The sequence below is a fragment of the Luteimicrobium sp. NPDC057192 genome, assembly GCF_042670205.1.
GTDB lineage: Bacteria > Actinomycetota > Actinomycetes > Actinomycetales > Cellulomonadaceae > Luteimicrobium.
This window is the reverse complement of sequence record NZ_JBHUWD010000002.1, coordinates 113,760-133,577: the sequence shown is the minus strand read 5'-3', so window position 1 is coordinate 133,577 and position 19,818 is coordinate 113,760. Positions and strand designations below refer to the sequence as shown.

Annotated in this window: 20 protein-coding genes; 10 read left to right on the top strand and 10 right to left on the bottom strand. The window is 76.4% G+C overall.

Annotation, left to right across the window (positions count from 1 at the left end; translation table 11 throughout):
- Positions 1-4 precede the first annotated feature (4 nt).
- Positions 5-997: a hypothetical protein gene (locus ACFT5B_RS02090; protein ID WP_386796317.1), complete on the bottom strand. Its 993-nt coding sequence runs from the start codon at positions 995-997 to the stop codon at positions 5-7.
- Between the two features lie 155 nt (positions 998-1,152).
- Here ACFT5B_RS02090 and ACFT5B_RS02085 point away from each other — a divergent pair, with 155 nt between their 5' ends.
- The 4 genes from ACFT5B_RS02085 to ACFT5B_RS02070 all read left to right on the top strand — a co-directional run bounded on the left by ACFT5B_RS02085 (position 1,153) and on the right by ACFT5B_RS02070 (position 4,181).
- The gene (locus ACFT5B_RS02085) at positions 1,153-1,719 is read left to right on the top strand and encodes a YbhB/YbcL family Raf kinase inhibitor-like protein (protein ID WP_386796316.1); all 567 of its coding nucleotides are present in this window, start codon (positions 1,153-1,155) and stop codon (positions 1,717-1,719) included.
- On the top strand, positions 1,716-2,312 hold the full coding sequence (locus ACFT5B_RS02080; RefSeq protein ID WP_386796315.1) for a YbaK/EbsC family protein: 597 nt from the start codon (positions 1,716-1,718) through the stop codon (positions 2,310-2,312). The genes ACFT5B_RS02085 and ACFT5B_RS02080 overlap by 4 nt, the downstream gene beginning before the upstream one ends.
- 70 nt (positions 2,313-2,382) lie before the next feature.
- Positions 2,383-3,090, top strand: a complete 708-nt coding sequence (locus tag ACFT5B_RS02075; protein ID WP_386796314.1) for a DUF1361 domain-containing protein — start codon at positions 2,383-2,385, stop codon at positions 3,088-3,090.
- A gap of 44 nt (positions 3,091-3,134) precedes the next feature.
- Positions 3,135-4,181 (top strand): NAD(P)H-dependent flavin oxidoreductase, encoded by a 1,047-nt coding sequence (locus tag ACFT5B_RS02070; RefSeq protein WP_386796313.1) that lies wholly within the window; start codon positions 3,135-3,137, stop codon positions 4,179-4,181.
- Positions 4,182-4,234: 53 nt separating this feature from the next.
- On the opposite strand, the gene ACFT5B_RS02065 is transcribed toward ACFT5B_RS02070, so the two are convergent.
- From ACFT5B_RS02065 to ACFT5B_RS02040, 6 genes are all read right to left on the bottom strand, one after another.
- A complete protein-coding gene (locus ACFT5B_RS02065) occupies positions 4,235-5,464 on the bottom strand; it encodes an RtcB family protein (RefSeq protein ID WP_386796312.1) in 1,230 nt (409 codons plus the stop codon).
- A gap of 183 nt (positions 5,465-5,647) precedes the next feature.
- Positions 5,648-6,640, bottom strand: a complete 993-nt coding sequence (locus tag ACFT5B_RS02060) for a siderophore-interacting protein (RefSeq protein WP_386796311.1) — start codon at positions 6,638-6,640, stop codon at positions 5,648-5,650.
- Between the two features lie 139 nt (positions 6,641-6,779).
- Positions 6,780-8,954, bottom strand: a complete 2,175-nt coding sequence (locus ACFT5B_RS02055) for an iron ABC transporter permease (RefSeq protein WP_386796310.1) — start codon at positions 8,952-8,954, stop codon at positions 6,780-6,782.
- Between the two features lie 10 nt (positions 8,955-8,964).
- Positions 8,965-9,981 carry an ABC transporter substrate-binding protein gene (locus ACFT5B_RS02050; RefSeq protein ID WP_386796309.1) on the bottom strand — a complete coding sequence of 339 codons (1,017 nt, stop codon included), beginning with the start codon at positions 9,979-9,981 and terminating at the stop codon, positions 8,965-8,967.
- A 71-nt stretch (positions 9,982-10,052) separates the two neighbouring features.
- Positions 10,053-10,934, bottom strand: a complete 882-nt coding sequence (locus ACFT5B_RS02045; protein WP_386796308.1) for an ABC transporter ATP-binding protein — start codon at positions 10,932-10,934, stop codon at positions 10,053-10,055.
- Positions 10,935-11,000: 66 nt separating this feature from the next.
- Complete coding sequence (locus tag ACFT5B_RS02040; protein WP_386796307.1) at positions 11,001-11,927, bottom strand: NADP-dependent oxidoreductase; 927 nt, start codon at positions 11,925-11,927, stop codon at positions 11,001-11,003.
- Positions 11,928-12,062: 135 nt separating this feature from the next.
- Here ACFT5B_RS02040 and ACFT5B_RS02035 point away from each other — a divergent pair, with 135 nt between their 5' ends.
- The gene (locus ACFT5B_RS02035; protein WP_386796306.1) at positions 12,063-13,292 is read left to right on the top strand and encodes a zinc-dependent alcohol dehydrogenase; all 1,230 of its coding nucleotides are present in this window, start codon (positions 12,063-12,065) and stop codon (positions 13,290-13,292) included.
- On the top strand, positions 13,289-14,341 hold the full coding sequence (locus ACFT5B_RS02030) for an NAD-dependent epimerase/dehydratase family protein (RefSeq protein ID WP_386796305.1): 1,053 nt from the start codon (positions 13,289-13,291) through the stop codon (positions 14,339-14,341). The genes ACFT5B_RS02035 and ACFT5B_RS02030 overlap by 4 nt, the downstream gene beginning before the upstream one ends.
- Before the next feature lie 9 nt (positions 14,342-14,350).
- Here the strand turns inward: ACFT5B_RS02030 and ACFT5B_RS02025 are convergent, their stop codons facing one another.
- Together ACFT5B_RS02025 and ACFT5B_RS02020 are read right to left on the bottom strand one after the other, a co-directional pair.
- A complete protein-coding gene (locus ACFT5B_RS02025) occupies positions 14,351-14,995 on the bottom strand; it encodes an ANTAR domain-containing protein (RefSeq protein WP_386796304.1) in 645 nt (214 codons plus the stop codon).
- A 112-nt stretch (positions 14,996-15,107) separates the two neighbouring features.
- Positions 15,108-16,094 carry a glycosyltransferase family 9 protein gene (locus tag ACFT5B_RS02020; RefSeq protein WP_386796303.1) on the bottom strand — a complete coding sequence of 329 codons (987 nt, stop codon included), beginning with the start codon at positions 16,092-16,094 and terminating at the stop codon, positions 15,108-15,110.
- A 181-nt stretch (positions 16,095-16,275) separates the two neighbouring features.
- Here ACFT5B_RS02020 and ACFT5B_RS02015 point away from each other — a divergent pair, with 181 nt between their 5' ends.
- The 4 genes from ACFT5B_RS02015 (at position 16,276) to ACFT5B_RS02000 (ending at position 19,027) form a co-directional block, all read left to right on the top strand.
- Positions 16,276-16,764, top strand: coding sequence for a ferritin-like domain-containing protein (locus ACFT5B_RS02015; protein WP_386796302.1), 489 nt, complete (start codon positions 16,276-16,278; stop codon positions 16,762-16,764).
- A gap of 108 nt (positions 16,765-16,872) precedes the next feature.
- Positions 16,873-17,832 carry an ANTAR domain-containing protein gene (locus ACFT5B_RS02010; RefSeq protein ID WP_386796301.1) on the top strand — a complete coding sequence of 320 codons (960 nt, stop codon included), beginning with the start codon at positions 16,873-16,875 and terminating at the stop codon, positions 17,830-17,832.
- 4 nt (positions 17,833-17,836) lie between these two features.
- The gene (locus tag ACFT5B_RS02005; protein WP_386796300.1) at positions 17,837-18,385 is read left to right on the top strand and encodes a PAS domain-containing protein; all 549 of its coding nucleotides are present in this window, start codon (positions 17,837-17,839) and stop codon (positions 18,383-18,385) included.
- A gap of 96 nt (positions 18,386-18,481) precedes the next feature.
- Positions 18,482-19,027 carry a DUF2231 domain-containing protein gene (locus ACFT5B_RS02000; protein ID WP_386796299.1) on the top strand — a complete coding sequence of 182 codons (546 nt, stop codon included), beginning with the start codon at positions 18,482-18,484 and terminating at the stop codon, positions 19,025-19,027.
- A 6-nt stretch (positions 19,028-19,033) separates the two neighbouring features.
- On the opposite strand, the gene ACFT5B_RS01995 is transcribed toward ACFT5B_RS02000, so the two are convergent.
- Positions 19,034-19,702, bottom strand: coding sequence for a nucleotidyltransferase family protein (locus ACFT5B_RS01995; protein WP_386796298.1), 669 nt, complete (start codon positions 19,700-19,702; stop codon positions 19,034-19,036).
- Positions 19,703-19,818: the final 116 nt, after the last annotated feature.

Sequence of the window (19,818 nt, the reverse complement as noted above, 5' to 3'; positions counted from 1 at the left end):
CGCGTCACCCGACCAGACGCAGGTCGGGACGGCCGGGGCGGGACGCGGGGACGGTGGCCTCGGCGTCGAGCGCCGCCGTGTCGAGCAGCACGGGGGCGCCGGGGACGGCGGTGTCGCGGAACGACGCGGTCCGCCGGGAGCCGAGCGGGAGCTCGACCTCGAAGCGGCCGGGCGTGCACCCGGCGCGCCCCGTCCGCTCGACGACGACGCGCTGGCGGCGCAGCCAGCCCGCCCCGCCGCGCGCCCCGGACCAGCCCTCGGGCGCGGCGTCGAGCACGACGTGGGCGCCGGGCCACGCGGTGGCGGTCACGAGCACCGTCCCCCGCTCGCGGGCGCGGGCCTGCAGGCGGCGGCGGTCGGCGTCCGCGAGCGCGGCCCCCGGCCCGACGACCACGACGTCCATGCCGTCGAGGAGCGCGGCGAGCGCCACGGGGGCGTCGAGACCGGGGTCGGGCACGAGCGCCAGCCGGTCCAGGTCGACCCCGGCCTCGGCGGCGGCCACGAGCCCGAGCGCGGGCAGCCCGACGACGGCGACCCAGGCCCCGTCCGCCGACGCGCGCGCGAGCAGCGCCAGCAGGAGCGAGCGCGAACCCGTGACGACGACGGTGCGCCCGCGCCGCAGGACCCCGCCGGGCAGGAGGTGCCGGACGTCCGCCGCGACGGGCAGGTCGGGGCCGTGCAGCGGCGGCGGGGGCTCGGGGCTGACCGGCGCGGCTTCGGCGTCCGGGGCGGCGGGCGTGGCAGCGACGGCGGGCGTGGCCGTGGGCTGCGACGCCGTCCAGGTCCGCACCCAGTCCCGCTCGACGGCGGGCCGCCGGACCCCCGTACGCTGCTCCGCACGTGCCAGGGCCGCGCGGGCCAGGGCGGCACGGTCGAGGGCAGGACGGTCGAGGGCAGGACGGTCGAGGGCAGGACGGTCGAGGGCGGAGGCTTCGTCGGGAGCACCGGCGTCGAGGAGGTCCGCGGCACCGCCGACAGGAACGTCGAGGAGGGTCATCGAGCCTCCTGGTGGTGCGGTGCGGTACGGACGATCGTTCGAACAGATGTTCGAACACCACCAGTCAACGCCCTTCCCCGGGGCCCCGTCAACCGGAGCCCCGCCCCGCGACGGGAAGCCATGACGAACCGCCCGTCGTGTCCCACAATGGGCCCATGGACCTCACGCGACCCGTCCCGCCCGACCCCTACTCGCTGCTCCCCCAGGTCCCGTCGTTCACGCTCACGAGCACCGACGTCGCCGAGGGCGAGCCGCTCGACCCGCGCTTCACGGTCGACGGCGAGAACCTCTCCCCCGCGCTGTCGTGGTCCGGCTTCCCCGAGGGGACCCGCTCGTTCCTCGTGAACCTGTTCGATCCCGACGCGCCGACCCCGGCGGGCTACTGGCACTGGACGCTCGTCGACGTGCCGGCGTCGGTGACGTCGCTCGCCACGGGCGCCGCGACGACGACCGGCCCGGCCTCGCTCCTCGCCCTGCCGGACGGCGCGTTCCAGGGCGCGAGCGACGGCGGGACGGACGGCTACGAGGGTGCCGGGCCGCCGCCCGGGGACCGGCCGCACCGGTACGTGTTCGCGGTCCACGCGCTCGACGTCGACACGCTGGGCCTCGACGCGTCCACGAGCGCGACCGCGGTGGCCTTCAACGCCCTGTTCCACACGCTCGCGCGCGCGACCCTGACCGCCACCTACGCCCGCCCCGCGTCGGACGGGGCCGCCGCGTGAGCCCGACGGGCCTCGTCGCGCCGGGCGCCCTCCAGGTCGGCACCCTGACCTGGGCGCCCGCCCTGGACCACCCCGACCTCCTCGCGCCGCCCGTGCACGCGGCGCTCGTCGCCTGGGCCGAGCACGTGCCCGAGGTCGCCGAGCTCGTGGTCTGCGCCGCGATCGACCCGGAGCTCGCGGACACCGACGCCATGACGGCGGCCTACGAGATCCCGTTCGAGCTGTCCGCGAACTGCGTCCTGGTCGCCGGACGGCGCGCGGGCGAGGAGCGCGTCGCGGCGGCCGTCGTCCGCGCCACCACCCGTGCCGACGTCAACGGGCACGTCAAGGCGCTGCTCGACGTGCGCAAGGCGTCGTTCCTGCCCATGGAGCGCGCGGTCGCCGAGTCCGGCATGGAGTACGGCGGGATCACCCCGATCGGGCTGCCGGACGCGTGGCGCGTGCTCCTCGACCCGCTCGTCGTCGCCGACGGGTCGGTCGCATGCCTCGGGTCGGGCGTGCGCCGCTCGAAGCTCGTGCTGCCGGGGGCGATCCTCGCGACCCTCCCGGGCGTCGAGGTCACGAGCGGCCTCGCCCTGCCCCGCGCGTCGTGACCACGCCGCTCGTGGAAGCACCGCCGGGCCGCGCCCTCGCAGGCGCCCGCGGCACGGACGGCGGGGCCTCGTGCTGACACCGCTCGTCCTCGGCGCGATCGGCATGAACCTCCTCGCGCTGGCGCTCGTCGTCGCGCGGGCACCCGCGTTCCGGACCCGGCTGTACCGGCCGATGCTCCTCAACCTGGCCCTCTCGGTCGCGCCGCTGCTCGTGCTGCTCGTCGCGCTGCTCGTGACGAGCCTCGTCGTCGGGTTCGTGTCCCCGTGGCTCGGCGCCGTCCTCGGCGTGGTGCTGGCCCTCGTGTGGCTCCTCCTGCTGCCGAACTCCGGCTACCTCGTGACCGAGCTCAACCTCTCGCACCGCAAGGAGGGCGAGGACGTGCCGGTCTGGTACGACGTCGCGCTCGTGATCTCGCTCGCCATGTCCGGGGTGCTCAACACGGTGCTCGGCGTGTTCGTCGCCCAGCTCGAGTACGTGCTGGTGCGGTACGGGGACAGCGCGGCCGCGCTGCGGTCGGGCGACGCGCGCGCGTTCGTCGTCGTGGTGCTCCTGCTCGTGGCGCTCGGCATGTACCTCGGGCGCTACGTGCGCCTCAACAGCTGGGACGTGCGCCACCCGACGTCGCTGGTGCAGAAGGTCGCCGGGCACGTCCGAGCCGTCGGGCTCGTGCAGCCCGTGGTGTTCGTGCTCGTGTACGGCGCGTTCTTCGCGCTCATGTACCTCGCCGTCGTGGGGCCGGTCGTCGCGGGGCTCGTCGCGCTCGAGCAGCGCGGCTGAAGGACCGGGACGGCCGGACACGTGCCCGGTGCGAGGCTGAGGGCATGACCGACCGCGCGTCACGCCTGCCCCTCGAGACCGACCTGCCGATCGTCGCGGCCCCCATGGCGGGAGGACCGAGCACGGTCGCGCTCGCCCGCGCCGTGACCGCCGCAGGAGGGCTCCCCTTCCTGGCGGGCGGCTACAAGACGCCGGGAGCGCTGGGCGACGAGATCGAGAGCCTGGCCGCGGGCGGCGCACCGTTCGGCGTCAACCTGTTCGTCCCGTCGGGCGCCGCGCTCGACGTGGCCGCGTTCCGCGCCTACGCGGCGGAGCTGCAGCCCGAGGCCGACGCCTACGGGCTGCGGCTCGACCCGGAGCCCGTGGCGGACGACGACGCGTGGGACGACAAGCTCGCGCTGCTCCTCGAGCACCCCGTGCCGGTCGTGTCGTTCACCTTCGGCCTGCCGCCCGCGGGCATGGTCGCCCGGCTGCGCCGCGCCGGCACGCTCGTGCTCGGCACCGTGACCACGCCCGACGAGGCCGGGGCGGCCCGGGACGCGGGCGTCGACGGGCTGGTCGTGCAGGGCGCCTCGGCCGGCGGGCACAGCGGCACGTTCGACCCGGCTCGCGCACCGGCCGCGCTCTCCGCTGCGCCCGGCACCCCCGAGCTCGTGGCCGCCGTCGTCGCCACGGCCGGACTGCCGGTCGTCGCGGCGGGCGGCGTCGACGGGCCGGACGCCGTGCGCGACCTCCTGGCGGTGGGTGCGCAGGCGGTCGCCGTGGGCACGCTGCTGCTGCGCAGCGACGAGGCGGGGACGTCGCCCGTGCACCGGGCCGCGCTCGCCGACCGGCGGTTCGAGCGCACCGTCGTGACCCGCGCGTTCACCGGGCGTCCAGCCCGCGCGCTGGAGAACGGGTTCGCCCGGAGGCACGACGCCGCCGCACCGGTCGGCTATCCGGCGGTCCACCACCTCACGCGCCCGCTCCGGCAGGCGGCCGCCGCGGCCGGCGACGCCGACCGCGTGCACCTGTGGGCGGGCACCGGGTACCGGAGCGCCGTCGAGGAGCCCGCGGGGGACGTCGTCCGCGGGCTCGCCGCGGGGCTCTGAGAACGTCTCCGGCGAGGCAGGCGCGGGAGCGCCCTCCTCGCCGGAGACGACCGTCAGTCGCCCTTGACGTTGACGAGCTGGTGCAGCTCGTGCCGGACCTCGACCAGCCCGGCCGCGTCGGCCATGACCTGGTCGATGTCCTTGTACGCCGCCGGGATCTCGTCGAGGAACGCGTCGGTGTCGCGGTACTCGATGCCCGCCATCGCCTCGCGGAGCTGGTCGCGCGTGAACGTCCGGCGGGCGGCGCTGCGCGAGTACAGCCGTCCGGCGCCGTGCGGGCTCGAGCAGAGCGAGCGCGGCTCGCCCGTCCCGACGACGACGTAGGACGACGTCCCCATCGACCCCGGGATCAGCCCCGGCTCGCCCGGGTAGGCGCGGATGGCTCCCTTGCGGGAGACCCACACGTCCTTGCCGTAGTGGCGCTCCTTCTCGGTGAAGTTGTGGTGGCAGTTCACCTGCTCGGTCCGCTCGACGTCGGCGCCCATGTGCTCGGCGAGCTGTCGGACGACACGGTCCATCATCTCCTCGCGGTTGAGGCGCGCGAACTCCTGGGCCCACCGCAGGTCGCGGATGTACGCCCAGAACTCGTCCGTCCCCTCGACGAGGTACGCGAGGTCCTTGTCGGGCAGCGGGATCCACCACCGCGCGCACAGCGCGGCCGCGACCTTGATGTGCCGCTGGGCGATCTTGTTGCCGACCCCGCGCGAGCCGGAGTGCAGGAACAGCCAGACCTGGCCAGTCTCATCACTTGTTGCCTCAACAAAGTGATTTCCGGATCCGAGCGAGCCGAGCTGCAGGCGCCAATTCCCGGCCACCGCGTCCGGGTCGACGCCCGAGGAGGCGGCGAGCGCCTCGAGCTCCTCGACGCGCGGCACGGCGGTCGCGACGACCTTGCGGTTGTACGACCCCGCGGACAGCGGGATCGCCCGCTCGATCTGCCGACGCAGGTCGGCGAGCGACCCGGCGGCACGCACCTCGTCCGCGGTCCACTGCGTCCGGACCGCGATCATGCCGCAGCCGATGTCGACGCCCACGGCCGCCGGGATGACCGCACCGAGGGTCGGGATGACCGAGCCGACCGTCGCGCCGAGCCCCAGGTGCGCGTCGGGCATGAGCGCGACGTGCGGGAAGACGAACGGCATCGAGGCGGTGCGCTCGGCCTGCTCGCGGGTGGTCGGCTCGAGCACCGACGCCCAGCTGAGGAGCGTGGGTCCGAGGGTCGCGGGAAGGGTCGGGTCGTTCGAGGTCCGGGGTTCCGTGGCCCCGGTGTGCTGGGTGGACATGGCGCACGATCCTGCCAGGACGGCGACCACGCGGCGACGGATTTCCACGACGACGCGGGGCAGTCGGGGCGCCCGGGCCGGTCACGGTCGAGCACGGGGTTCTCGCCCGTCGAACACGGGACGACCGCCCGTCAGGTCCCCCAGACGGGCGACGATCCCGTGCTCGGCGGAGGGTGGGAGCCCTCACATCTCGGGGCGGCCCTGCCTCCAGTAGCCCATGAACGCGACGGACTTGCGGTCGATCCCGCAGTCGCGGACGAGGTGGCGCCGCAGCGTGCGGATCACGGACGCCTCGCCGGCGAGCCACGCGTACAGCGGGGCGGTCGGCGCGAGGGGCGCGCCCGCGTCGTCGACGGGGACCTCCCACAGGAGCTCGGCGTCGATGTCGACCTCGGGCAGCTCCTCGCCCGTGCCCGCGCAGCCCGCGAGGATCCGCGCGGACGCCGCGTGCACGAGCGGGACGAGGCGCTCGCCGTGCTCGGCGCCGTCGCGCACGACCCAGGTCAGCGTGACGCCCGGCGGGACGACGAGGTCGAGGACGTCGTCGGCGCAGGGCACCTCGAGGAGGACCTCGCCACGCACGGCGTGGCCGTCCGCGACGCGGGTCGCGAGGTGCTCGAGGATCGCGGAGACGGCAGGGGTGGCGGTCTCGTCGCCGACCACGAGGAACGTGTCGGCACCCGCGCCCGGCGTGAACTCGATGCCGCCGTAGGGGCCGCCGTGGCGACCGTCGGGACCCATGAGGACGACCTGGTCGCCGGGGCGGGCGGCGAGCGCCCAGCGCGCGGCGGGGCCCGTCTCGCCGTGGAGCGCGAAGTCGACGTCGACCTCGGCGGGCAGGCCAGGGATGCCGCGGCGCACGGAGCGGACGGTGTAGGTCCGCAGGACGCAGCGGTGCTCGTCGGGCTGCGCACGCCAGACGCCGAACCAGTCGCCGCCGCGGGGCAGGCGGGCGTAGCCGCTCGCGGGCGCCGGGAGGACGAGCTTGACGCGCTGGTCGAGGCCGCCGGAGGCGAAGTCGTCGAGGCCTTCGCCGACGAACGTGACGCGCAGGAAGGTCGGGCTGATCCGCTCGGCCCGGGCCACGGTGACGTCGTAGAAGCGCCAGGGCGACACCGGGGCGTCGGGCGCGTCGTCCGCTGCGACGTCGGGGCGGGTGGCGGTGTCGACGCTCATCGGGCGGTGCCCTCGTCGGTCGTCGCCACGGTGTGCTCCTGGGTCATGTAGGTGAGCCTAACCTGTCAGGTCTGCTATTACGCAAGACGGTCGGTGCGAAAATCGGGTGTGGGTCGAGTCACACCCAGGGCGTCGACACTCAGTGCGCTCCCCGGCTGCGCCAGAGGAGCCAGACGAAGTACGGCGCGCCCACCAGCGCGGTCACGAGACCCGCGGCGATCTGCGCGGGCGCGACGACGGTCCGACCGATCGTGTCGGCGACGCTGACGAGCAGCGCACCCAGCCCGACCGCGACCGGCAGGACGAGCCGGTGCCGCGCCCCGACGAGCGCGCGGGCGGCGTGCGGGGCGACGAGCCCGACGAAGCCGAGCGCTCCGACCGCGCAGGCCGCGGCTGCCGTGAGGACGGCGGCGAGCACGAGATAGCCCAGCCGGAACCGGTTCAGCGACACGCCCAGCACGCGCGGCACGTCCTCGTCGAGCGCCACGAGGTCGAGGCTGCGGGCGCCCGCGAGCGCGAGCGGCAGGCCGACCAGGAGGCAGAGCGCGACGGGCACGAGCTGGTCGAGCGTGCGGCCGTAGGTCGAGCCGGAGAGCCAGGTCAGCGCGAGGCTCGTGTTCCACGGGGACGCGCCCAGGACGATGAGCGTCGTGATCGCGCCGGCGGCGGCGCTCACGCCCACGCCGATGAGGACGAGCCGGTCCGACGACAGCCCGCGTCCCCCGCCGGCGCCGGCCCGCCGGCCCGCCGCGAGCCGGTAGACGAGCGCGAACGTCGCGAGCGCCGCGATCGTGGCGGCCCCCATGACCGGCCAGATGCCGACGCCGGGCACCAGCAGGACCACGGCGACCGCGCCGACGCTCGCGCCGGGGGTCACGCCGAGCAGGCTGGGCTCGGCGAGCGGGTTGCGGCACACGGCCTGCACGATCGCGCCCGCGAGCGCCAGGGCGCCGCCGCCGAGGAGCGCGGCGAGGACGCGCGGCCACCGTTGCTGCAGGACGAACGTCACCTCGTCGCCCGCGAGCCCGCGGGCCCAGTTCGTGACGTCACCGAGGAGCACGACCCGGTCGCCGAGCAGGAGGGCCGCGACGAACGCGGCCACGAGGGCGACGACCAGGACGACGACGACGCCGACGACCCAGGCCCGCGAGCGGACCGCTCCCCCGGCGCCGCGGGCGGCGGTGGCCGCCGCAGGGCCGCCGTCGCGGACGCGCCGCGCCAGCCAGACGAGCAGGCTGGCGCCGAACAGGGTGGTCACGACGCCCGTCGGCACGACGATGGACACGGACGCGGGCACGACGAGCCGCAGGACGACGTCCGCGGCCACGACGACGATCGCCCCGACGAGGCCCGCGAACGGCAGGAGCAGCAGGTGACGGCCGAGGCCCGGGACGTGGCGGGCGACGAGCCGCGCGACCACGGGGGCGCCGAGCCCCACGAAGCCCATCGGCCCGGTGACGGTCACGGCCGCGGCGGCGAGGAGCACCGCGAGGACGATCGCGACGACGCGCGTGCGGCGCACGTCGACGCCGAGGACGGTCGCGGTGTCGTCGCCGAGACCGAGGACGTCGAGCCGGTGCGCGAGGACGAGCGTGGCGGCGACGCCGATGCCGACGATCGGCGCGGCGAGCGCGACCTGGTGGGTGCCGGACTGGACGGTGGTCCCGGCGCCCCACGCGAACAGCCCCGTGGTCCGCTCCTGGAACAGCATGAGCAGGACGGTCGTGAGCGACGAGAGCGCGAGCGCGACGGCCGAGCCCGCGAGCACGAGCCGGGTGGGCCCGGTGGCGCCGCCCCGCGCGACCGCCAGGACGAGCCCCGAGGCCGCGAGGCCGCCGACGAACGCGACGAGCCCGTTCGCGAAGAACGGCAGCGAGATCCCGAACGCGGCGACCGCGACGACGGCGACGTATGCGCCGGCGTTGACGGCGAGCGTGTCGGGCGAGGCGAGCGGGTTGCGCGCCACGGACTGCAGGACCGTGCCCGCGACGCCGAGCGCGAGCCCGACGAGCAGGCCGGCCAGCAGGCGCGGCACGCGGCTGGAGACGAGGACGGCGACCGCGGTGTCTCTCGTGTCTGCCGCGGCCCCTCCACCCGATGCCCACGGCCACACCGCGCGGAGCAGCTCGCTCACGCCGAGGTGCGCGGTGCCCTGCGTGAGGTGCCACACCGACAGGACGGCGAGCAGGAGGACCCCGGCGGCGAACACGCCGGCGACCCCGAGGACGCGCGAGCGCCCGCCTGCCCCGACCGGGCCGGCGGCAGGTGCGGTCGCCGTGCGGCCGGGACCCGGCGGGCGCTCGAGCGTCGTCACGGCCGGGCGCTCAGCTCAGGGCGTCGACGACGGCGTCGACGTACCGCTCGGCCGACAGCGGGCCGCCGAACATCCAGATGCCGTCGGGGATGCGCACGACGTGGCCGGCCTCGACGAACGGGAGCTGCTTCCAGACCTTGTTGTCCTTGAGGCCGTCGGCGAACGGGTCGGCCTCGGAGTCGCTCGCGGCGTACACGAACGTGGTGTCCGCGTCGGTGATCGTGGTCAGGCCCTCGACGTCGGTGGTGGCGAGGCCGTAGTCCTTGTCGCCGCCGGTGGTCCACTGGTTCTTCAGGCCGAGCTCGGCGCCGATGCCCCCGAAGAACGACCCCGGGGTGTACATGCGGACGGACACGGTGCCGTTGTCGACCCAGCCGTCGGCCATGGCGAACGGGGCGCCCGTCTTGCCGGCCTTCTCGAGGTCCGCCTTGGCGGCGTCGACCTTGGCGTCGAATTCGGCCAGGACCTTCTCGCCCTGGGCCTGCGTGCCGGTGACCTCGGCGAGCGTCGTCACGGTGCGGCGCATGTAGCCGATCGGGTCGGACCCGTCGGAGCCGCGCAGCGCGAGCACCGGGACCTTCGCGGCGATCTGCTTGATGACGTTCTCGGGCAGGTCGGTGGTGGTGACGACGAGGTCGGGGTGGAGCGCGACGATCGCGTCGAGGCTGGGCTCGCCGCGCGTCCCGACGTCGGGCGTCGAGGCGTCGATCGGGGCCGAGGTGTCCCACGTGTTGTAGCCCTTGACGTCGGCCTCGCCGACGGGCTTCACGCCGAGGGCCACGAGGTTCTCCGTGAGGCCCCACTCGAGCGAGACGACCTTCGCGGCGGGCGCGTCGAGGTGCACGGTGCCGCGCTCGTCGGTGACGTCGACGGGACCGCTGCTGGTCGCGGCGACGGTCGGGGACGCGTCGGCGGCGGCCGGGTCCTCCGTGGTGCCGCACGCGGCGAGGGCGAGCGCGACGAGCGTCGCGGACGCGGTGGCGGCGGCCGCGAGGACGCGGCGGCGGGCGGGGCTGGTCGAAGACACGGTGGTCCTTTGGTCGTGGTGGTGGGACGGGTGCCCGCGGGGACGGGCGGCGGCGAGGGACGGTGGGGCCGTCAGGCGGGGGCGGGTTCGGGGCGGACGTGCCGCGCGGTGTGGCGTCCGACGGGCTGGGTGCGCACGCGGCCGCCGTCGTCGACGTGGACGTCGATGCGGAGCCCGTAGACCTCGGTGAGCAGGTCGCCGCGCAGCACGTCGGCGGGCGCGCCGTCGGCGCGGACGACGCCGGCCTGCAGGAGCACGACGCGGTCCGCGACCGCGGCAGCCTGGTCGAGGTCGTGCAGCACGACGCCGACGGCGACGCCGTGGAGGTCGGCGAGGTCGCGGACGAGGTCGAGGGTCTCGACCTGGTAGCGCAGGTCGAGGTACGTGGTGGGCTCGTCGAGGAGGACGACGCCCGTGTCCTGCGCGAGGCAGGTCGCGAGCCAGACGCGCTGCAGCTCGCCGCCGGACAGCTCGTCGACGGGGCGGGCGGCCATCGCGGCGACGCCCGTGAGGCCCATGGCCCGCTCGACGACCTCCTTGCCGTCCGCGTCGCCCGCGCCGAACCGGCCGCGGTAGGGGTGGCGACCGTAGGCGACGACGTCGCGCACGCTGACGCCGGCCGGCGTCGGCCGCGACTGGGACAGGAGGGTCACGCGGCGCGCGAAGTCCTTGGGGTGCAGGGCGAGCGCGTCGAGCGTGGCCCCTCCCGGTGTGGCGGCGGCGTCCTCGGCGGCGAGGGTCACGCTGCCGCTCACGGGTGCGTGCAGGCGCGCGAGCGAGCGCAGGAGCGTCGACTTGCCGGAGCCGTTCGGCCCGACGAGCACGGTGACCTCGCCGCGGCGGAGGGTCAGGCCGGCGCCGTGCACGACGACGCGGCCGTCGTAGGCGAGCTCGAGGCCGGTGCCTGCGAGCGCCGGGACGGCAGCGTCGGCCGGAGGTAAGGGTTGGCTCACGAAGGGGAGCCTAACCGAACCTCCGGACCTTTACGCAAGCCCCGTATGACGAAAAGGCGGTGTGGGTCATCTCACGCGCACGACGACCTTGCCGCGACCGCCGCCCTGCTCGACGAGCCGGTGGGCCTCGGCCGCGTCCTCGAGCTCGAGCACCCGGTCCACGTGCACGGTGAGCGCGCCGTCGTCGGCGAGGCGCGCCAGCTCGGCGAGGTCGGACGACGACGGCCGCACCCACGCGTAGACGCCCCCCGGGAGCTCGCGGACGGACGCGTCGACGATCGAGACCGGCACGCCGCCCGCGGCGAGGAGCTGCGGCGCCTCGGCCACCAGCCCGTGCCCGGCGTAGTCGAGGACGACGTCGACGCCGTCCGGCACGAGGTCCCGGACCCGCCGGACGAGGCCCTCGCCGTGGGCGACCGGCTCGGCGCCGAGCGAACGGAGGTAGTCGTGGTTGCGCTCCGAGGCCGTGCCAACCACCCGCGCCCCGAGGGAGCGCGCGATCTGCACCGCGAACGAGCCGACCCCGCCGGACGCCCCGTGCACGAGCACCGTCTGCCCGGCGCGCAGCCCCGAGCGCACGATCGTCTGGTAGGCGGTGAGGCCCGCGAGCGGCACCCCGGCGGCCTCCTCGAAGCTCAGCGACGAGGGCTTGCGGGCCAGCGTCCGCACGGGCGCCGCGACGTACTCCGCGAACGTCCCGCCGTGCACCCAGTCCTTGCGCACGTACCCGAACACCTCGTCGCCGACCTCGAGCTCGGGCACGTCCAGGCCGACCTGCTCGACGACGCCCGCGACGTCCCAGCCCGGCACGACGGGGAACTGGACGTCCATGAGGGCGTCGAGCCCACCCGCGCGCACGTACAGGTCCACCGGGTTCACGGCCGCGGCGTGGACCCGGACGAGCACGGCGTCGGGCCCGACGGGCGGGACGGGCTGGTCGGTGAGCTGCAGGACGTCGGCGCCGCCGTGGCGGTCGTAGGTGATGGCACGCATGTCTCGCGCAACGAGCGCGGCGGCCCGGCGCATTCCCCGGATGCGTGCGGCGCCCACCGGCCGGACAGTGGCAGGGACCGATCGAGGAGCGCGTCGGCCCGGTGGTGCGCGGCACCCCCTCCGAGAGGACACGACATGCGAGCGCTCACCTGGCACGGCGTCGAGGACGTCCGGGTCGAGGACGTCCCCGACCCGCGGATCGAGGAGCCCACCGACGCGGTGGTCCGGGTCACCTCGACGGCGATCTGCGGGTCCGACCTGCACCTGTACGAGGTGCTGGCCGCGTACCTGTCCCCGGGCGACGTGCTCGGGCACGAGGCGATGGGCGTCGTCGAGGAGGTCGGCCCGGAGGCCGGCGCCCTGCGGCCCGGCGACCGGGTCGTCGTCCCCTTCAACATCGCGTGCGGCACGTGCTGGATGTGCCGCCGCGGGCTGCAGAGCCAGTGCGAGACCACACAGGTCCGCGCGCACGGCAAGGGTGGAGCGCTGTTCGGCTACACGTCCCTGTACGGCAGCGTGCCCGGCGGGCAGGCGCAGTACCTCCGTGTCCCGCAGGCCCAGTACGGCCCGATCCGCGTGCCCGACGACGGCTCGCCCGACGAGCGCTACCTCTACCTGTCCGACGTGCTGCCGACGGCGTGGCAGGCGGTCGACTACGCGGACGTGCCGGACGGCGGGACCGTCGTGGTCCTCGGGCTCGGGCCCGTCGGGCAGCTCGCCGCGCGCGTCGCGGCGCACCGGGGAGCCGGGCGGGTCGTCGGGGTCGACCTGGTCGACGAGCGCCTCGCGATGGCGCGGCGCCACGGCGCCCTGACCCTCGACCTCCGCGTCGTGGACGACGTCGCGGACGCCGTCCGGGACCTCACCGAGGGGCGCGGGGCGGACTCGGTGATCGACGCCGTCGGGATGGAGGCGCACGGCTCGCCCGTCGCCGCCACCCTCCAGCGCGGCGCCGCGCGCCTGCCGGGCGCGGTGGGCCGGCCGCTCATCCAGACCGCCGGCATCGACCGGCTCGCGGCGCTGCGCGCGGCGATCGACGTGGTCCGCCGGGGCGGCACCCTGTCCGTCTCGGGCGTCTACGGGGGCGCCGCGGACCCGCTGCCCATGCTCGACCTGTTCGACAAGCAGGTCACGGTCCGGATGGGCCAGGCGAACGTCCGGCGCTGGACCGACGCCGTCCTGCCGCTGGCCGCCGACGAGGCCGACCCGCTCGGGCTCCTCGACCTGCGCACCCACCGGCTCCCGCTCGAGGGCGCGCCGGACGCCTACCGGATGTTCCGCGGCAAGACCGACGGCTGCATCAAGGTCGTGCTCGACCCGGCGCTCCCCGCCCGTCGGGCGCCGTCCGAGGGGGCGCCGTCGTGAAGGTCGTGGTGGTCGGCGCCACCGGCAACGTGGGCACGGCACTCCTGCGGGCGCTGACGGCCGAGCCCGCCGTGGACGAGGTCGTCGGCGTCGCGCGCCGGCGCCCGGACGAGCAGGCAGAGCCGTACCGCGGCGCCCGCTGGGTCGAGCACGACGTGGGGACGTCCCCCGTCACGGTGTCCGCGCGGGGCGCGGCGACGGACGCGCTGGACGACGCGCTCGCCGGGGCCGACGCCGTCGTCCACCTCGCGTGGCTGATCCAGCCCAACCGGGACCGCACCCTGCTGCGCCGGACCAACGTGGACGGCACGGCGCGCGTCGCCGCCGCGGCGGCCCGCGCCGGGGTGCCGCACCTCGTCGTCGCGTCGTCGGTGGGCGCCTACTCCCCCGCCCCGGACGACCGTCCGCACGACGAGACCTGGCCCACGGGCGGGGTGCCCACCTCGCACTACAGCGTCGACAAGGCGGCACAGGAGCGGGTCCTCGACCGGTTCGAGGCCCGGCACCCGGACGTCGTCGTCACCCGGGTGCGGCCGTCGCTCGTGTTCCAGCCGGACGCGGGCGCGGAGGTCGGCCGCTACTTCCTCGGCCCCCTCGTCCCCCGGTGGGCGGCGGGCGCCCGGGTGCTGCCCGTCGTGCCGCTCCCCGCCGGCCTGCGGTTCCAGGCCGTGCACGCCGACGACCTCGCCCAGGCGTACCTGCGCGCGGTCCTGCGCCCGACGCGCGCGCGGGGACCGTTCAACGTCGCGGGCGACGGCGTCCTGACCGGGCGCGACGTCGCGGAGCTCCTCGACCACGGACGTGCGCTCGGCCTGCCGCCCGCCCTGCTGCGCCGGGTGCTGGCCCTCGCGTGGCGCGCCCGCGCGGTCCCGACCGACCCGGGCTGGCTCGACATGGCGATGAGCGCCCCGGTGATGGACACCGCGCGGGCGCGCGACGTGCTCGGGTGGTCGCCGCGGCACGGTGCCCGCGAGTCCCTCGCCGGGCTCCTCGGCGGCCTGGCGCGCAGCGAGGGGCTCGACAGCCCGCCGCTGCGGCCGGGGCGCTGAGGCGGGGCGCTAGCTCACGGCGGCCAGGCTCCGGGCCGCAGGCCGCACCGCGGCGGGCGTTCCCGGCCGCCGGGTCGCCGCGTCGACGAGGGCGTCGAGGCGCGCCCGCTCCGGCTCGGGGAGCCGCACGCGGCCGGCCGCGGCCACGAGCCGCCGGGCGGCGGTCGCGACGGCGAGCCCCCGGCGGTCGGCGCTCCAGCGCAGCATGGCGAAGGCGGTCCGGCGGTCGACGCCCTGGACCAGCGCGAGCACGCCGAGCGCCTGCTCCAGCGCGGCCTGGTCGCGCACCGCGTCCGCGAGCCTCGCGTTCACCTCGTCGGCGACGTCGCCCTCGATGCTCTCCGTGACGTCGGCCACGTCACCGGAGACACCGGCCTCGGGCGCGCCCACCGCGGCGAGGGCGACGTACCGCCGCCGCCCGGTGAGGTCACGCACGGGGTAGAGCCCGCCGACGACGGCGCCGTCCCCGTCCGCGCAGGCGGCGAGGTCGCCGCGCAGCCGTTCGTGCCACGCCGGGTCGACGTGGCGGAGCAGGACGTCCAGCGACGGCCGGACGTCGCCCGGCGCCAGGCCGAGCATGAGATAGACCTCGTCGGACCACCAGGCGTCAGAGCCCTCGAGCCGGAAGCTGCCACGCAGGATCGTTCGGACCATGTCGGTCCTTCCCTCGGGCGCAGGGCCACCGCTGGCTCGAGCGGTCCGTCACCGTGGATCTCTTCACCCTACGCTCCGCCCGGTCCCCCGCAGGCGGAACCGGCTCTCCGCGTCACCGGGAGCGCCACCTGGGGGGGCGCTCGAGGAGGCCCGCGGCCGCGGCCAGCGCCTCCTCGGCGGTGATCTCCAGCAGGAGGGGGTCGGGGCCGGGCGCCCCCTCGGCCCGCGGGCGCGCGCCGTCGCCCTCGTCCGCCCCGTGCCACAGCACCCGGTGCCGCTCGAGGTCGACGCACGGGCCCCACAGGCGCGGCGGGGTCCGGGCGAACAGCGTCACCGACGGCGTACGGAACGCGGTCGCGAGGTGCGCCACTCCCGTATCGCCGCTCACCAGCAGCGCGGCCGAACCGACGACGTCGGCCAGCGCACCGACGTCGAGCGCGCCGGAGCGGTCCACGACCCGGCCCGCGGCGCCCGGTCCGGCTCCCCGGACCACACGAGCGCACCGCGCGCGCTCACCCGGCGAGCCGGTCACGACGACGGTCCTCCCCGCCCGCGCGAGCGCGCCGACCACGACCGCGAACCGCGAGACGGGCCACCGACGGTCGGCGCCCGCAGCGCCCGGGTGGACGACGACGTGGTCGCCGCGCGCGACCCGCGGGGCGAGCAGCAGGTCGCCGCGGTCGCAGCTCCCCCCGGCCGACCGGACGAGCCGGCACCACCGGTCGACCTCGTGCTCCTCGGGGTCCCATGGCGGTCCCTCGTGCAGCCCGGGCGCCCCGAACGCCACCAGGCGGGCCGGCCGCGTCGCGAGGAGCGCGCGGTGGCTCTCCGGACCGCGGCCGTGCAGGTTCACCGCGACGTGCCGTCCGTCACCGCGGGCGTGCGGCGGCAGCGGCGCCAGGCCGCGCGCGGGCACGACGGCGTCGACGAGACCGAGCCCCGCGAGCCACGGGCCGACCGACGGCGGCCCGGCCAGGACGAGGCGGCGACCCGGCCAGGCGCGGCGCAGCCCGCGCAGCGCGGGGACCGACACGAGCGCGTCCCCGAGGCCGAGCGCGCGCAGCACGAGCACGTCGTCCTCAGCGGGCCCAGCCGCCATCCGTCCTCACCGTCCGCACCGCCGTCGCCCGGTCGCCCTCCGCAACCCCTGCCACCGTCGCGCCGGCCGGTGGCGCTCGCACCCGGACGGGCACCCCGCCCGGGCTTGCGTGGGTCCGGACCCGGCTGCAAGGTCGAAGGGTCGTCATGCCGTCGGCGGCCCGGTCCGCACGAAGGACGCCATGATGTTCGAGAACCTCACCACCCCCGAAGAACTGCTCGCGTACCGCCTCGCGTCGTTGCTGTCCGGCGAGCACGACTCGCTCGACATGCTCGAGGAGCTCGGGCGCATCGTCAGCACCGAGGACCTGCGCACGGTGTTCACCGAGCACGCGGAGGAGACCCGGCGCCAGATCAAGAACGTCGAGCGCTGCCTCGAGCTCGCCGGCAAGCCCGGCGACGAGTCGCCGTCGCCCACGACGGCGGGGCTCGCGAAGGAGGCGCACTCCCTGCTCCGCAAGACGGACACCGCGTTGCAGGACACCGTCGCGCTCTCCGCGGCGCTCGAGACCGAGCACCTCGAGATCGGCACCTACACCGGGCTCGTCGCGCTCGCCGAGTCCTGCGGCCGGCACGACGTCGCCGACCTCCTGGCGGCCAACCTGCGCGAAGAGGTCGAGGCCGCCGACAAGGTGGCGCGCGCCCTGCAGACGACCGGCGGACCGGCCTGAGGGCCGTGGCCGCGGGGCCACGGGAGACGTAGGGTCGAGGGAGCGCCCCGCGAGGGATGCACGGGTCGAGAGGTGCGGCCCGCACGGGCACGGCCGACAGGAGGCGCCGTGACGACGCACGAACGAAGGGCGGCCGGTCGCTACGCGGCCACGCCCGAGAGCTGGACCTGGCCCGCGTCCATGTACGACGTGCTCGGGATCGACCCCGACGTCCCGCCGGGGCCGGGACCCCTGCTCGCGCTCGCCGCGGGCGAGGACCGCGACCACCTCGAGCGCGCGCTCTCCGGGGCCGAGCCCATGACGGAGTCGTTCGCCGTCCGCGGGTCGCGCGAGCCGGCCGACGACGACGGGGCGTCCGGGCGGCTCACCGTCACCGGGCGGTGGCAGACGGGCGCGGGCGGCCACCCGACCCTCACCGGGTTCGTCATCGACACGACCGAGGAGGAGTCCGCGCTGCGCGAGCGCGCCGTGTCGGCCGAGCTCGGTCGCGCCGTCGTCTCGCACGCCGCCGTCGACCACGCCAAGGGCATGCTCATGGTGCTCTACGGGCTCGACGACCACGACGCGTTCGAGCTGCTGCGGTGGCGCTCGCAGCAGGTCAACGTCCCCCTCGCGACGCTCGCTCGGCACGTCGCCGGCGAGCTCGCCCGCGACGAGGGGCTGAGCCCCGCCGCGCGCTCCGCGGTCGCGGGGTCGCTCGCGGGCGCGCTCGACGGCGACGTGCCGGTCGAGCACGACGCGGTGGCACTGCAGGGCGCGGAGGCGCCGCAGGGCGCGAGCGTCGAGACCCTCGACGGGCCGCCGCTGACCGTCACGGTCGTCGGAGCCGTCGACGTCCCGGCGGCCCACCGGCTGGCTCGGAAGGTCGCGGAGGCGTGGCCCCGCGCGCGGGCCGAGGGTGAGCTCACGCTCGACCTACGGGCGGCCACCTACCTGAGCGAGGCCGGCGAGGGGGTCGTCCGCGCGGCGTCCCGCCGCGCTCAGCGCGACGACGTGTCCTTCCAGGTCGCGACCAGCGACCGCACGTCCACGGACGGTACGACCCGCGGGCACGCGACGAAGCGGTGACGACGTGAGACCGCGCGTCCGGACCCTCGCCTGGGACGGCGGGTGGTTCATCGTCGGCGACGACGGACCGGACGGGCCGCCGGTGGACGAGCCCTGCCTCGGGACGCACCGACACCTCGGGGCGCGGGGCCTCGCCGTTACGGCCGGCGAGGCAGGCGCCCCAGGGCTCTGGTCGCGCGCCCCCGACGCGGTCGTGGAGCCGGCGTTCTCGCGCGTCCGACCGGGCGTCCTCGTGCTCGACGCCCGGCTGCGGGTGCTGGCGTGGAACGAGCGGTCCACCGACCTGTGGGGCGTGCGCGAGGACGACGTCATCGGCCGGGCCCTCACCGACCTCGACATCGGTCTGCCCGTCGAGCAGCTCGTCCCGCTCGTGCGCGAGCAGCTCGTGGGCTCGACGCAGGACTCGTCCGCGCACCTCGGCGCGGTCAACCGGCGCGGCCGGTCGATCGAGCTCGAGGTGACGGCCAGCGCGCTGCGGCGCGGTGAGCAGGAGATCGTGGGTGCGATCCTCGTCATGAGGGTCGCGACCCCAGCCGTCGGGGCCGCCTCCTGACGCGTCGGCCGGCGCAGCGGGCGCAACGGCGCCCGGGCGACTAGCGTCGGAGGCGGGTCAGGGAGCGGCCCGCGCGACCGACGATCGGGGTCCGCCATGTCCTCTCCCACCGCCAGCACTCCCCTGCCGACGCGGCTCGCCGAGGCCGCCGCGGCGTCGCCCCTCGCGGGGCGCCTGACCGGCCCGCTCCAGAAGCTCGCGGACCTCGTGCCGCGCGGCGGCGCACTCGACGACCTCCTGCGCGGCCGCCCGCTCGGGCACCCGCTGCACCCCGCGATGAGCGACGTCCCGATCGGGCTGTGGACGTCCGCCGTCGTGCTCGACCTGTCGGGTCGGCGCCACGAGCGCGCCGCGCAGCGGTTGATCGGGCTCGGTCTGCTCGCCGTGGCGCCCACGGCCCTCGCCGGCCTCGCGGACTGGCGCACCACGGACGGCAGGGCCAGGGGCGCCGGTGCCGTCCACGCGGCGCTCAACAGCGCGGGCGCGGCCCTGCTCACGGGCTCGTGGCTCGCCCGGCGGCGCGGGCACCACGCGCGCGGCGTCCTGCTCGGCCTCGCCGGCACGGCGGCCGCGAGCGGCGGCGCGTACCTGGGCGGCCACCTGGTCTTCGTCGAGGGCGTCCCCGACCGTCCCGCGGCCTGACGGACGTCACGCCGAGGCGGTCGCCGGCCGGTCGGTCCGAGGCACGGGCAGGCCCGGGTCGGCGACGCCGAGCTCCGCGAGCAGGAACAGGAACGCCCGCGCGAACGGGTTGGCGGCGGTGCGCTGCGCCACCTCGGCCCAGTCGACCTGCTCGCGGAGCGCACGCGACACCTCGAGCTGGGGCGCGAGGTCGCAGTAGTGCTCGTTCAGCGGGGTCAGGCGCGAGACCAGCAGGTCGGTCGCGGGCAGCACCGGGAGCCGGACCGACAGGACGTCGAGGTCGTCGGTGCGCGCGAGGTCGGCGGCCGTGACGTCGCCGCCCGACAGGCGCATGATCACGTCGACCATGGCGTCGCCGCGGAACGCCTTGAACAGCCAGTCCTCCGGCGGCTGCCGCACGTCGAAGCCCGCTCCGGCCAGGGCTGCGCGCGCCGCGTCGGCGTGCTCGGGCGGCACGACGAAGTCCACGTCGTGCGACGGCTCGGGCGCACCGCGGACCCAGGCCGCGAAGCCACCGCACAGCGCGAACGGCACCTCCGCCTGCTTGAGCGCGACGCCCGCGGCCTTGAGCGCCTCGCGCAACGCCGAGCCGTCGGGGCTCCCGGAGCCGCCGCTCCCGGAGGCACCGGAGCCACGCGGGGCGGCCGGGGCACCGGTGTCGTCGTCGTGGGTCATGCGCACCTCTCGCTGGTCGGTCCCTGCCAGGCTGCGACGGTAGGGCGTCCGGCGGGCCTCCGCACGCCGACGGGCGTCCGCTCGACGCAGCGCGGGCGCGGGAGCGGGAGGCTTGC